The organism is Staphylococcus caeli (genome assembly GCF_900097965.1).
In the GTDB taxonomy this organism is placed as follows: Bacteria; Bacillota; Bacilli; order Staphylococcales; family Staphylococcaceae; genus Staphylococcus; species Staphylococcus caeli.
The window spans coordinates 75,997-90,123 of record NZ_FMPG01000009.1 but is presented as its reverse complement, the minus strand read 5'-3'; the positions used below and the strand labels follow the sequence as shown (position 1 = coordinate 90,123).

The 14,127-nt window shown below is 33.5% G+C and carries 11 protein-coding genes; 2 read left to right on the top strand and 9 right to left on the bottom strand.

All coding sequences use genetic code 11. The features are described 5' to 3' along the window. Positions 1-199: 199 nt before the first annotated feature. From sucD to ylqF, 4 genes are all read right to left on the bottom strand, one after another. Positions 200-1,105: a succinate--CoA ligase subunit alpha gene (gene sucD, locus BJS11_RS09595; protein WP_069995600.1), complete on the bottom strand. Its 906-nt coding sequence runs from the start codon at positions 1,103-1,105 to the stop codon at positions 200-202. Positions 1,106-1,126: 21 nt separating this feature from the next. Then, positions 1,127-2,293 (bottom strand): ADP-forming succinate--CoA ligase subunit beta, encoded by a 1,167-nt coding sequence (gene sucC / locus BJS11_RS09590; protein ID WP_069995601.1) that lies wholly within the window; start codon positions 2,291-2,293, stop codon positions 1,127-1,129. A gap of 107 nt (positions 2,294-2,400) precedes the next feature. Next, a complete protein-coding gene (gene rnhB / locus BJS11_RS09585; protein ID WP_069995602.1) occupies positions 2,401-3,171 on the bottom strand; it encodes a ribonuclease HII in 771 nt (256 codons plus the stop codon). Between the two features lie 5 nt (positions 3,172-3,176). Continuing rightward, positions 3,177-4,037 (bottom strand): ribosome biogenesis GTPase YlqF, encoded by an 861-nt coding sequence (ylqF, locus tag BJS11_RS09580; RefSeq protein ID WP_069995603.1) that lies wholly within the window; start codon positions 4,035-4,037, stop codon positions 3,177-3,179. A gap of 673 nt (positions 4,038-4,710) precedes the next feature. Between ylqF and BJS11_RS09575 the strand changes: the two genes are divergently transcribed. Beyond that, the gene (locus BJS11_RS09575; protein ID WP_069995604.1) at positions 4,711-7,296 is read left to right on the top strand and encodes a YfhO family protein; all 2,586 of its coding nucleotides are present in this window, start codon (positions 4,711-4,713) and stop codon (positions 7,294-7,296) included. 36 nt (positions 7,297-7,332) lie between these two features. After that, on the top strand, positions 7,333-9,951 hold the full coding sequence (locus BJS11_RS09570) for a YfhO family protein (RefSeq protein WP_069995605.1): 2,619 nt from the start codon (positions 7,333-7,335) through the stop codon (positions 9,949-9,951). A gap of 335 nt (positions 9,952-10,286) precedes the next feature. On the opposite strand, the gene rplS is transcribed toward BJS11_RS09570, so the two are convergent. The 5 genes from rplS to ffh all read right to left on the bottom strand — a co-directional run bounded on the left by rplS (position 10,287) and on the right by ffh (position 14,124). Continuing rightward, a complete protein-coding gene (gene rplS / locus BJS11_RS09565; RefSeq protein WP_069995606.1) occupies positions 10,287-10,637 on the bottom strand; it encodes a 50S ribosomal protein L19 in 351 nt (116 codons plus the stop codon). A 103-nt stretch (positions 10,638-10,740) separates the two neighbouring features. Further along, positions 10,741-11,478, bottom strand: coding sequence for a tRNA (guanosine(37)-N1)-methyltransferase TrmD (gene trmD / locus BJS11_RS09560; protein WP_069995607.1), 738 nt, complete (start codon positions 11,476-11,478; stop codon positions 10,741-10,743). Beyond that, positions 11,478-11,984, bottom strand: coding sequence for a ribosome maturation factor RimM (rimM, locus tag BJS11_RS09555; RefSeq protein WP_069995608.1), 507 nt, complete (start codon positions 11,982-11,984; stop codon positions 11,478-11,480). Before rimM ends, trmD begins: the two co-directional genes overlap by 1 nt. 262 nt (positions 11,985-12,246) lie before the next feature. Further along, on the bottom strand, positions 12,247-12,513 hold the full coding sequence (gene rpsP / locus BJS11_RS09550) for a 30S ribosomal protein S16 (RefSeq protein WP_069995609.1): 267 nt from the start codon (positions 12,511-12,513) through the stop codon (positions 12,247-12,249). Between the two features lie 243 nt (positions 12,514-12,756). Continuing rightward, positions 12,757-14,124, bottom strand: coding sequence for a signal recognition particle protein (ffh, locus tag BJS11_RS09545; RefSeq protein ID WP_069995610.1), 1,368 nt, complete (start codon positions 14,122-14,124; stop codon positions 12,757-12,759). Positions 14,125-14,127 lie beyond the last annotated feature (3 nt).

Genomic DNA, 14,127 nt, shown 5'->3' with positions numbered 1-14,127 from the left:
TAGATTATTTGTCTCTGAACATAAAAAACACATCAAGCAACATTCAAAAGTTGCTTGATGCATCAAATATATTCATTTTTTATAGACCAACCGTTATTGACAAAGAGCCTAATAAAAAGCTCATTTAAACAGATACAACCCAAAAAAGCACAAACTCCGACATATTCTCGGAATTTGTGCTGATTATAAACAATAATACTTATTTTACAGTTAATAATTGTTCATAAATGCCAGCTTCTTTAGCAGCATCAATTAATGTTGTACCAATTTCTGATGGTGTGTCTGCAGTTTTTACGCCACAACTGTTGAGTGTTTTGATTTTTTCTGCAGCAGTACCTTTACCACCTGAGATAATTGCACCAGCATGGCCCATACGTTTACCTGGAGGTGCAGTTTGACCGCCTACGAAGCCTACAACTGGTTTAGTCATGTTGGCTTTAATCCATTCAGCTGCTTCTTCTTCAGCAGTACCACCGATTTCACCAATCATAACAACAGCTTTTGTTTCTTCATCTTCATTGAATGCTTTTAATACATCGATAAAGTTTGTTCCATTGACTGGGTCTCCGCCAATACCGACAGCAGTCGTTTGACCGATACCTTCTTCAGTTAATTGGTGTACGGCTTCATAAGTTAATGTACCAGAACGTGATACAACACCTACGTGACCTTTTTTGTGAATATAGCCTGGCATGATACCAATTTTACATTCATCAGCAGTAATAACACCTGGACAGTTTGGCCCTACGACACGTGTTTTCTTACCTTCTGAGAAACGTTTTACTTTAATCATATCAATAACTGGAATATGCTCAGTGATACAGATTGCCAATTCTAATTCAGCTTCGATACATTCTAAAATTGCGTCAGCTGCAAATGGTGCTGGTACATAGATTACTGAAACTGTAGCACCTGTTTCTTTTTGTGCTTCTTCAACTGTATTGAAAACTGGTACGCCTTCTACAACTTGTCCGCCTTTACCTGGAGTTACACCAGCAACAATTTGTGTACCATATTCAAGCATTTGTTTTGTATGGAAAAGGGCAGTTGACCCTGTGATACCTTGTACAATTACTTTTGTATTCTTATCAATAAATACGCTCATCTTCGTGCTCCCATCCTTTCCTTATGCTTCTTTAACAAGTTTTACGATTTTTTGTGCGCCTTCAGCCATAGTAGCTGCTGGTTCAATTGCTAATCCTGATTGTTCAAGAATCTCTTTACCTCTTTCAACATTCGTACCTTCTAAACGTACAACTAATGGTAAAGTAAGTTCAACTTCTTTAACTGCAGCGACAATACCTTCAGCAATAATGTCACACTTCATGATGCCACCAAAGATATTTACGAAAATACCTTTAACATGTTCATCACCTAAGATGATTTTGAATGCTTCAGTAACTTTTTCTTTCGTTGCGCCGCCCCCTACGTCAAGGAAGTTAGCCGGATTTCCGCCAAAGTGATTGATTGTATCCATTGTTGCCATCGCTAAACCAGCACCGTTAACCATACAACCGATATCTCCATCTAATGCGATATAAGATAAGTCATATTTTGATGCTTCGATTTCTTTTGGATCTTCTTCTTCTAAATCACGTAATTCTTGGATATCTTTATGTTTAAATAATGCATTGTCATCGAAGTTAACTTTTGCATCTAGAGCTAAAACTTCACCTTCACCTGTAGTAACAAGTGGGTTAATTTCAACGATTGAGCAATCTTTTTCGATGAATACATTATAAAGTGAAACTAAAAATTTAGCCGCTTTATTAATAGATTCTTTAGGAATATTAATGTTAAAAGCAATTCTTCTAGCTTGGTATGGTGCCAATCCTACAACCGGATCAATTGTTTCTTTGAATATTTTTTCAGGTGTTTTAGCAGCAACTTCTTCAATTTCAGTACCGCCTTCTTCAGAAGCCATCAAAGTAACTCTGTCTGTTGCGCGATCAATTACAAAACCAACATAATATTCTTTTTGAATATCGCAGCCCTCTTCTATGTAAAGGCGTTTAACTTCTTTACCTTCCGGACCAGTTTGATGTGTAACAAGCGTCTTACCTAATAATTCATTAGCATAAGTTTCAACTTCAGAAAGCGATTTTGCGATTTTAACACCGCCTGCTTTACCTCGGCCACCTGCGTGAATTTGTGCTTTTACTACATAAACTTTTGAATCTAATTCTTTTGCCTTTTCAACTGCTTCTTCAGCAGTATATGCTACGCGTCCTTCTGGGACAGCAACGCCCATAGAACGAAATATTGCTTTACCTTGATACTCGTGGATATTCATTCTCCATCCTCCTGTTTCTTAGGTTAAGTTCATAACTAATTATAAGAAATGAAAGCGCTATTGTAAACTGATTTAGCCTACTTAATTCAATTATTTTATTTTAACTATTAATTTAAGAGAGATTTAATTGGCTCAAATGTTTTTCTATGTTCATTTAATATGCCATAATTTTTAATCCCTTCTAAATGTTGTTGTGTGCCGTAACCTGCATTTTTATCAAAGCCGTAACCTGGATATCTTTCCCCAAGTTCACGCATATATTTATCCCTATATTCCTTAGCTAGGACACTTGCTGCAGCAATAGAAACACTTCTGGCATCTCCTTTAATGAGAGACGTTTGCGGTATATCAATATCTAATGTCATTGCATCAACAAGAAGATGCGTCGGTTTCACAGGTAAAGCTTCAATTGCTCTGAGCATTGCTATTTTTGTCGCTTCATATATATTGTAATGATCAATTTCCTCCACCGTTGCTTGACCATAACCATACGCATGTGCTTTTTTTAACAGTTGTGATTCAAGTAAATTTCTTTGTTTTGAAGATAACTTTTTTGAATCATTTAAACCTTTGTATTGATGGTTTTCATTTAAAATCACTGCGCTTGCCACAACTGGACCAGCTAGCGGACCACGACCTACTTCGTCAATGCCACAAATTAGTGCATGTTCATCTTCTGCTAAAATGGCAGCTTCAAATTCGGTCATTGTTAAATAATTATCTAACAACTGTTGTTCCTTTTCTAACTGTTTGCGACGCTGGACGATGGCATTTTGCACGCCTTTACGTGTGTCTTGTAGATATGCACTTTCTTCTAAATCCTTGATTGAAGTAATATCTTGAAGCGCTAATTTGATTGATTGAATAGTTTCTTTCATGTTAATCACACGTCCATTTCATTAATTAAGTCAAACGTGTACGTGCCTATTTTTGCATTTCTTACTTCATGAATGATTAACTCAATGACCGCTTCATAATCAATTTCATTGCCTCGACGTAGTAATCCACGTTTGCGTCCAATGGCATCAAACCATTCAATATTTTCCGCATCTTTTGAAACATCAATTTTATAATGTTGTTTTAGTCCTTCATAGTCATGCGCTTTCAAGAAATCTAATGCATAAATGGCTACTTCATCTAAATGCACAATACTATCTTTGATTGCACCCGTTACACTTAGTTTTTTACCGACAAGTTGATCTTCGAACTTTGGCCATAAAATACCAGGTGTATCTAAAAGTTGTAACGCATTGCCTACTTTAATCCATTGTTGTTGCTTCGTTACACCAGGTGTATTTCCAGTTTTTGCTATAGATTTATTTGCTAATTTATTAATTAACGTTGATTTTCCTACATTAGGAATCCCCACAATCATTGCTCTAATTGCACGTGGTTTCAAACCTTTTAATTTTTCTTTTTCAAATTTTTCTTTTGTTGCTCGTATTGCTGTTTGTTCGACTTGCTTTAAGCCTTTACCGTGTTTGGCATCGATTGCCACCGGATAAAACCCTTTTTCTTTAAAAAATGATTCCCATTTTTCTAGTTCTTTTAAATTTGCCATATCTTTTTTATTTAATATAACGACACGGGGTTTCTGTTGAATTACTTCATCAATCATTGGATTTCTTGAACTATAAGGAATTCTTGCGTCAACTAATTCAAATACAACATCAACCTTTTTTAATTGCTCAGAGACTTCTCTTTTCGCCTTGGCCATATGCCCGGGATACCATTGAATAACCATTTATATCACCTTTTCATTTTTGTTTTATCATTCATTAATTTATAAGATTACAAACGTAACTGAGACAAATTTGAAGTCTCAGATTTTTCTTTTAAGTAATAGATGACTGAATTGAAATTGTAGGGTCTCACAGCTTAATTCATTAAGTTAGTGAGCTTTATGCCTGATCTTTAGCTCGGCAAACATTTCAAACCAAATTATCCATACTGAGAGATAGGACCCCAAAATTTCTATTAAAACATTTAATTTCTGTCCCACTCCTTATGCATTATCAACTTTAAAATCATAACATGCCAACGTTTTGTTATAAACATAATTATGTCCTATATACAGTCCCATACATATTCTACCTTATTTTTTAACTTCAGAAAATTTATATTGCATCATTTGATGCTTCTATATGTCTAACATTAAAATACTAAAGTTAATCATTTTAACGATTTTTAAAATTCTCCATACTTATTTTTTGGAATTCAACTAACAATTGAAAATAGCCATTCTTTTATTGAGAATTTTATACACAATTGTACTTGATTTCATATTTTTTCTTTGGGAAAATTAACAGCTACTTTCAAAATTATTTTTTTAGTAGAAAATAATAGTTATTTTTATCTAAAAGTTCAAAAAGTAGTTACAATGAAGTAAATAGATTACATATTTAGGAGATTGTCTTATGAAACGCAAATTTTTATATGTCTGCTTATTTATATTATTAGCTATCATAGGTCATAGTTACGTTATTTATAGATATGTATTTGATGGTGTACTTTTTACAGGGCCAAATGATGGTATGGAACAAATGGTCCCTATTCAAATGTATTTATTTGATAACTGGCGTAACGGACAATTTTTTTACGCCACTGATTTTGGATTAGGAGGAGATTTCTTTACCGATCTTGCCTATTACTTTTCGACAAATCTCATTTTTATCATCAATGTACTTGTCATTATCATTTTGAAGATGTTCATACCATTAGCTACTTCAGATATTATGTTTTGGATGAATAATGCTCTCATCATTTCTGTAATTAAATCTGCAATTGCAATGTGTGCTACATTTGCATTCGTTCGCTACATATCAATTAATCGCTATATTTCAATGTTAGCTGCTTTTTTATTTGTTATTTCGCCATTATATTTTAGATTTACAGTATATTGGCCTTTTTTCAGTGATATTTTTATTTGGCTACCACTATTGTTATTGGCAATAGAACGTTACTTAAAACAAGGTAAAATTGGGCTTTTCATTGTAATTGCCGTTATATCATTAATTAACAATTTTTATTTTGCATATTATCAATTACTTACAGGCACATTCTATTTCGCTATAAGATTATGCTTCAAACATCAACAAGATATTATTCCAAGGTTTAAAGCAATTATCACATTATCGGTTGCATCTATTTTAGCATTGGGTTGTAGTTTGTTTTTCTTTTTTCCTGCTATCCAAGGTTACTTTAATAATAGACGTGTACCTTTTGATGGACATGTTGATTTGCTTGAGCCTTTTAATCAAAACACAAATATATTTTACGATAATTATTTAATCGTTATTCTGTTCATTACAATACAAGCGCTATTATCCTTTAAATTATATAAACATTATTATTTCAGATTATTTGCTATTGGAACTATAGTGTTAATCATAGCTAGCTTTTTCCCATTCATTGACCAAGTTTTCAATGGGTTTTCAGCACCTCAAAAACGTTGGCATTATCTCATTGCATTTAGTGCTGCAATATTAATTGCTTTATACGTAAAATTTTTTCGAACATTGTCATTCAAACAGTATATATTCCCTTCAATTATCGCATTAGGTTTTATCATAGCATGTGCGTGGTATTATGATGATGTCGTAGCTTGGGTATGGTTCACACCAATCGTAAGTCTTATCGGCTTTTTAATTTTACTAATCTCAGATGCACGTACGCGTGTAACACTAACTCATGGATTCCTACTATCTGTTGCAATACTAGGCTTCCTTGTAAGTGCAGTCTTCATTCGCAATCAAATTTACTTTGAAGATCATGTAGAACGTGCTAGTAAATATTACGTGAATGCTAGCCTTTTCAATACACCATTACAACGTCAATTGGTATCAGAAATGACTCATGATAAATCTGAAGATGAACGTATTGATTGGCGTGTTAACGAACAAGATAATACGCCTATGTATCAACATTTCAAAGGGTTGAGTATTTACTCTAGTATTTTCGATCATTCCATCTTGGATTTCTATTACGATCAATTGAAAATCAACATGCAATCGGAATCTGTCAGTCGTTACCAATCGACGAATGAACGTCAGAATATTAACAGCCTATTTTCAATCAAATATCTGATGCGCAAAGACTACCAACAAAACTTGCCTACATATTTTAAAGAAACAAAGTCTGAAGGTCAGTATCATATCTTTGAAAACAAATTAAATTTACCATCAGTTCGTGTATCTAATAATACGTATAATGCGCAACAACTATCTGAACCCATTGATCGAGAACATGCCATGTTGGATGGTGTCATTTTAAATAATCAGGGGCAACCCTACCAAGATAAAGCACAGAATCTATTAGATAAAGTGAATGTACGTTATCATGGCATCAAGCGCCATTCCGATAATCAAGTCTATATTTCAAAAGCAAATAGTCATGTACAAATTCATATTCCACAATCATTAAGACAACGTTATAAAGATTTTTATCTAACAATTAAGGTGAAACGTGGTCAACCTGACAGTAATTATTCAATAAATATCAATAAATACAAAAATGATAGATTGTTTAATAATTCAACGTATCGAACTGGTGTAGATACGCAACTTTATAGAACACAACCTGATGCAAATGGGGATATTAATGTGTCTTTAAGTCCAACCGGCCCTTACTATCTAGAAATACAACGTTTACATGGTGAAGATTATAAAAAATTAAAATCCGCACATGACTCTCATACAAACAAAGGCCATTATAAAGACATCAAAAATGGGGTGAAAGTTAAACTAACTAAACATCAATCAGGCATTGCGTCGATTAACATCCCATATCGCGAAGGCATGCATGCTTATGTCGGCAATAAAAAAGTTAAGCCTTTCAAAGTTAACTACATGATGACTGGTGTTCCTGTCGATAAAGATGATTATGAAATCACTATTAAGTATCGACCTAAATATTGGTATACAATGATCTGTCTTTCAATCGTTAGTATGTTCATTAGCACTGTTTGGATAGGTCGACAAAAAATTAAAAAGAAGAACTTATAAATTAAAAAAGGAGTTTATTAGATATGAGGTATGACCATGTTTCATAAACTTTGGACACACAAAGTAACTAAATTTATCTGTGTCGTTACAATGGGGATATTTGTCGCCTTACTTACCTTTACACCATACATTTATCGTTATCTTACTCAAGGTATTGTTTTTAGTGGTTCTGGAGACGGTTATAGACAAATGATGCCGTTTCAAATGTATTTGTATGACCATTTTAGTCATTTTAAAAGTTTTTACGATCATTCATTTGGATTGGGCGGCGATTACGTAAAAGATTTAGCGTATTACTATGCTACATCCCCTTTTACGTTAGTCAATTTCGTATTTGTCTGGTTGTCCGAACATATATTTCAAAGTAATCCACAAAACATTACTTTTTGGGCAAGTAACCAGCTCATTGTAGCTTTTGTTAAAGGTATAGCTACATTTGTTTTTGCTTTTTACTTTTTTAAATATATTAAAGTCAAAGGTTATACACTATTTCTTGATGCAATGTTATATGCAGCATCAACAACTGTTATTTATTTTAACTTTACTTGGTCCTATTATGGAGATTTATTGATTTTTCTACCTTTATCTTTATTAGGGATCGAACGGTTTTATAGAGAAAAGAAAATTGGATTATTTATTTTCTCTATTGCTTTGACCTTATTTTCAAATTTTTATTTTAGTTACTATGAAGCTATTGTCATATTAGCGTATGCAATTTATCGCTTTATATGGCCACATCCAGAAGATGTAGTTACCAGAAAACAGCAACTATGGCTAATTCCTACAGCAGTATTGTTAAGTACACTCATTGGAATATGGGGATTTTATACAGGTGTAAGTTCATTTCTAAATAATGATAGGATTAGTAATCCACATTTTAATATACCAATGTTTACTGACTTTGCACGTCAAAAACATTTTTTCACTAACGGATTCTATATTACTGTATCCATCATTGGTATTGTTGCATTACTTTCATTTCAATTGTACAAACATTATTATTATAGACTTTTTGCTATTGCAACATGGGTCATGTTAATTGGTTCAATTACACCACACTTTGATAGCATGTTTAATGGTTTTTCAACGCCTGAACGTCGATGGGTATACATATTTGCATTTACTACTGCTGGTCTGATTGCATTATTTATTCAACATCTTGCAGAGTTATCGTTCAAAAAATATGTTTATGCGTGTATCCCAACAACTTTAATTATGTTAGTAATGACGATGATTGTGAAAGATCAAAAAATGTCTTGGATGTCAATTTGCTTACTATTAATGATAACCATTGGTATGCTTTTGAATAAAAAACATCTATTGAACAAAAAATGGGTGATGACAGCGATATTATGTCTATTCATAATTCAACAAGGTCTGATATTATCAAATGACCACTTTAATAATGTAAAAAAATATGAATCTACGCAGCAGGCCATGTCAGATTCTGCCTATAAAAGTCCTGCATTAACGAAAAAAATTGATACAATCCAACAGCAGTCAACCAATCCTTTGCAGCGCATTGATTATATGTCACAGTATGGCTTGAATTCGCCAATGATCTATCATTTTAATGGAATAGCTTTATACTCAAGCATTTTTGATGGAGATATTCTTAAATATTATGATAAAACATTACAGATTAATATGCATACGGATAAAAATAGTACTTATAGACTTTTATCAAATCGTGCAAATTTAATGGCGTTATGGAATGTTACTGATCGAATTCGTCGTCCTGATGACCTTAACATGCCATATGGTTTTAAGGAAAAAGATATTGTTCATCATTCTAAAGATGAACCTTTTATACATTCGAAAAATCAAATTCATTATCCGAGTGCACATATTACTAAAAAAGTTTTTGATGCGCGCGACCTTAAATCTCCACTAGATAGAGAGCAAGCCATGTTGCAAGGTGTTGTTTTTAATGATGACAGTCATTCAGCGAATCAGCATTTTTCAAATAATAAAAATTTATTAAAAAATGCAACACCTACCCTACATGATGCCCATCAAAATAAGAACAATGAAATAATAGTTTCGAAAGATAAAGGTGGCATCAGCTATCATTTACCTGAAGCAGTAGCACAGAAATACAAGGATATGTATGTTGAAATGGATGTTGAGTTGTTAACACCAGATAAAGCACATGATGTTGGTGTAAATGAATATAGTCAGCAACGTAACCCACTTACTTATAAATATAGACGATTTGTTTCTCCAGTTACAATGCGCGTGAAAGCCAATAAAGATCTCAATATTAAACTGTCTAAAGGCACATATCGATTTAAAATGAAAGGTATTTATGGTGAAGATTATCAAACACTGCGTAAAGCTTCAAAATCATTACATCCTGTAAAAGTGTCACAGCAACGTGATGGATATACTATTACAAAGGATAAAGGAGCTTCGGGCTACGTGGTTTTACCCATGGCCTATCGTGAAGGTATGACTGCATATGTAGATCATGAAACAATACCTGTTCAACAAGGCAATGGTATTATGACCGTCATTCCAGTAGAAAAAGGCCAAGAAAAGATTAAACTCAAATATACACCACCACATCTTGGGATACTAATCACCCTAACTATTATTGGTATATTAGCAAGCGTTGTTTTTACATTTTGGTTGAAACGTAAAAATAAGACCTAAAATTAAATGCTTCAATCACAAATAAGACCGCTACGTTCACTTTTGAAACGTTGCGGTCTTTTACTATTTACATTCTCCTGCCTAATTAATTCATAAATACTGATAAAGCAATCTAATGTTTCCATTTAGGACTCGTTGTTTCAGCTCGCCAATTATAACTAAAATTTAAAAATTATTATTTAAAGTCTTTTTAACGCAGCCAGCTCCTATCCTAACAATTGTAATTGTTAGACTATCATATCTCTCCATTCACACTACATAACAATATTTAAGCCTTAAAACACAAAAAGCGACTCTCATATAGAGAATCGCTTTTAATATACTTATTATGCTGATTAACGAATTTCTTTAATTCTAGCAGCTTTACCACGTAATTCACGTAGGTAGTATAATTTAGCACGACGTACTTTACCACGACGTTTAACTTCAATTGTTTCGATTTTTGGTGTGTGTAATGGGAATGTACGTTCCACACCTACACCAGAAGAAATCTTACGAACTGTGAAAGTTTCAGAGATTCCTCCACCACGGCGTTTGATTACTACACCTTCGAATACTTGGATACGTTCACGTGTACCTTCAACAATACGTACGTGCACTTTTAAAGTGTCACCTGGACGGAATGAAGGTAAGTCTGTGCGTAATTGCGATTGAGTTACTGCTTCGATTAATTTGTGATTACTCATTATTTTTTCTCTCCTTCAACCTATGTTCTTGCCTAGACAAAATATAGCAGCGGATCATAGTGATTTTTCGTGTGTCGCACACTTAAAATATATTAGCATACTGCTAATCATTTTTCAATTGCTTTTTGTATCTTTCTATAATATCTTTGTCCTCATCTGATAAATTATAAAGTTCTATTAAGTCTGGACGTTTTTCAAATGTGCGAATGATTTTTTGTTCATGCCGCCATTTTTCAATATTAGCGTGATTACCTGACAATAAAACATCAGGAACAGTCATTGATTGATATTCACGCGGTCTAGTATATTGTGGAAATTCTAATAACCCATCTTGAAAAGAATCATCTACATGTGATTGGTTATTACCAAGTACACCAGGTAACAATCTTACTATAGCATCGGTCATGACCATTGCAGGTAGTTCTCCACCCGTTAACACATAATCACCCATAGAAATTTCATCTGTAACTAGATGTTGGCGAATTCTTTCATCATAACCTTCATAGTGACCACATATAAATACAAGATGTTCCACTTCACTCAATTCATTAGCAAGCGACTGATCAAATGGTCGTCCCTGTGGACACATTAATACCACTCGAGTATCTGCTGTTTTTTCAATACTCGCCATCGCATTAAAAACGGGTTCAGGTTTCAACACCATACCTTGACCACCACCGAATGGATAATCGTCTACTTGATTATGCTTATTTTCAGCAAAATGTCTAAAATCAACTGTATTTACTTGTAATAATCCCTTATCTTGAGCACGCTTTAGGATTGACTGGTTTAATACGCCGTTAAACATTTCTGGAAATAAAGTTAAGTAATCGATTTTCATTAATCTAACAATCCTTCCATAGGCGTGATTTGAATACGTCTACCCTCTACATCTATTTCTTTAACAACATCTGCAATATATGGGATTAAGTATTCTTTATTACCTTTAACCACCCAAACATCATTAGCACCTGTCTCAAAAATTTCTGTCACACGTCCTATAGGTGTATCTGATTCATCAAATACAGTACAACCAATGATATCAGAATAATAGAATTCATGTTCACCCAATTCTATTTCTTCATGGTCACGTTCTTGTAATAACGTTTCTCCTTTTAAATACTCAATATCATTAATATTATTAATCCCTTCAAATGTTAGCATATGAAGCCCTTTATGCATACGATATGATTTAATAGTAAACGAGAGTGGCTCTTGTGCTTTACGTTCTATAACAACTGTTTCTCCAGGTTGAAAACGTGTATCTGTAAAATCAGAATTTGATTTCACTTTTATTTCGCCTTTAATACCATGTGTATTAACAATTTTTCCTACTTCAACTTTCATGATATGTTCCTCCACTATACTTTGACTATTCATTTATTTTATTATGTATATTTTTCCATTACTTATTTTAATATTATAACATGTAACAACAACCACAGTTACCTTTTCAACAAAAGCAAATCTACTAAAAGCATAAAACCTATGACAAGAACTTCGTTTTCAACTATTTTACATCATTCATTGAATTTATAATCAATAACATAAAAAAAGAGCACCTCTTTAGGTACTCTTACAAACATTCATTTGTATATTAGGTTAAACCTTATTTTTGCTCATCAAATTTCTTCAAGATACCTTCTCTTGATAAGATATTGTGAACTGTATCTGTAGGTTTCGCACCATTTCTTAACCATTTAAGTGCTAATTCTTCGTCAATCTTAACTTCTGCTGCATTCACATTGTTTGGATTGTAAGTACCGATTTGTTCGATGTTACGACCGTCACGTGGCGCACGTGCATCAGCTGCTACGATACGATAGAACGGATTTCTTTTTGAACCTAAACGTGTTAAACGTAATTTAACTGCCATTTATATTCGCTCCTTTATGTTTTATAATTTTTATTTTCTACAAGAAATAATGATAACAGTATTCCAAGACTTTGTAAAGACTTTCTTCTTTACCAATTTCAAAAATTTGAAACCTTGCGTTATATCAGGTAATTATTCAACTTTTATATAAGATTTCATATAAACAATCGGCTTCACATGACGTTGAATCAAAGAAAAAGACAGACATTTTTCATTTAAATGTCTATCTTTTTCAATTTTATATTAGAACGGTAAATTCATACCATTCATCATATTTTCCATTTGCTTACGTTTACCTTTTTTGCCTTTACCGCCACCAGTAAACTGCTTCATCATTTTCTTCATATCATTAAATTGTTTCATTAAACGATTGACTTCTTGCACTGTACGACCAGAGCCTTTAGCAATACGCTTTTTACGAGAAACATTTAATGTATCTGGATTATCACGTTCACTTGGTGTCATAGATTGGATAATCGCTTTAATATGATCAATTTGTTTTTCACTCATATTTAGCTTATCCATACCTTTCATTTTGTTCATACCAGGTATCATTTTCATAATGTCATCTAATGGGCCAAGATTTTTAACTTGATCTAGTTGTTCTAAAAAGTCATCCAAAGTAAATGAAGAAGTACGCATTTTTTTCTCTAAATCTTTAGCTTTGTCCTCATCTACATCTTGTTGGGCTTTCTCTATTAAACTCAGAACATCTCCCATGCCTAGTATACGTGACGCCATACGTTCTGGGTGGAATGGTTCTAGGCCATCAAGTTTCTCACTCATACCCACAAATTTAATTGGTTTTTGTGTCACCGATCTTATTGATAGCGCTGCACCACCACGTGTGTCACCATCTAATTTTGTCAGTGTGACACCCGAAACCTCAAGTTGTTCATCAAATGATTGCGCAACATTAACTGCATCTTGACCAGTCATTGCATCTACAACCAGCATAATTTCATCTGGTTTCGTAATTTCTTTAACATCACTTAATTCTTGCATCAATGCTTCGTCAACATGTAAACGACCTGCAGTATCAATAATCACAAAGTCTAAATGTTCTTCTTTAGCATGCTTAATTGCATTGTCAACGATTTGTTGCGGTTTGACTTGATCTCCCTCACTATATACTGGAATATCAATTTGTTTACCTACAGTTTGTAACTGATCAATTGCAGCTGGACGATAAATATCAGCAGCCACAAGCATCGGTTTTTTATTATATTTTTTACGCATTAAAAGTGCTAGTTTACCGGCAGTCGTCGTTTTACCTGCACCTTGTAAACCAACCATCATTACAACTGTTGGGGGTTTATTAGCCATTTTAATCGTAGCATTTTCGCCACCCATTAATTGGGTCAATTCTTCTTGTACAATTTTTATTACTTGTTGTCCAGGCGTTAATGACTTCATTACATCTGAACCTAAAGCTCTATCTGATACAGTTTTGACAAAGTCCTTAACAACTTTAAAGTTAACGTCGGCTTCTAATAACGCTAATCTTACTTCACGCATCATTAATTTAATATCAGCTTCAGTTACTTTACCTTTGCCTCGGATTTTTTGCATCGTTCCTTGTAAACGATCGGACAATCCTTCAAATGCCATATC

Bases quoted from the DNA above. Each gene is read 5' to 3' on its own strand.
- BJS11_RS09570 (WP_069995605.1), top strand. From the start codon at position 7,333: ATGTTTCATAAACTTTGGACACACAAAGTAACTAAATTTATCTGTGTC.
- rimM (WP_069995608.1), bottom strand. From the start codon at position 11,984: ATGAAAGTTGAAGTAGGAAAAATTGTTAATACACATGGTATTAAAGGC.
- BJS11_RS09575 (WP_069995604.1), top strand. From the start codon at position 4,711: ATGAAACGCAAATTTTTATATGTCTGCTTATTTATATTATTAGCTATC.
- trmD (WP_069995607.1), bottom strand. From the start codon at position 11,478: ATGAAAATCGATTACTTAACTTTATTTCCAGAAATGTTTAACGGCGTA.
- rpsP (WP_069995609.1), bottom strand. From the start codon at position 12,513: ATGGCAGTTAAATTACGTTTAACACGTTTAGGTTCAAAAAGAAATCCG.
- sucD (WP_069995600.1), bottom strand. From the start codon at position 1,105: ATGAGCGTATTTATTGATAAGAATACAAAAGTAATTGTACAAGGTATC.
- rplS (WP_069995606.1), bottom strand. From the start codon at position 10,637: ATGAGTAATCACAAATTAATCGAAGCAGTAACTCAATCGCAATTACGC.
- ylqF (WP_069995603.1), bottom strand. From the start codon at position 4,037: ATGGTTATTCAATGGTATCCCGGGCATATGGCCAAGGCGAAAAGAGAA.
- ffh (WP_069995610.1), bottom strand. From the start codon at position 14,124: ATGGCATTTGAAGGATTGTCCGATCGTTTACAAGGAACGATGCAAAAA.
- sucC (WP_069995601.1), bottom strand. From the start codon at position 2,293: ATGAATATCCACGAGTATCAAGGTAAAGCAATATTTCGTTCTATGGGC.
- rnhB (WP_069995602.1), bottom strand. From the start codon at position 3,171: ATGAAAGAAACTATTCAATCAATCAAATTAGCGCTTCAAGATATTACT.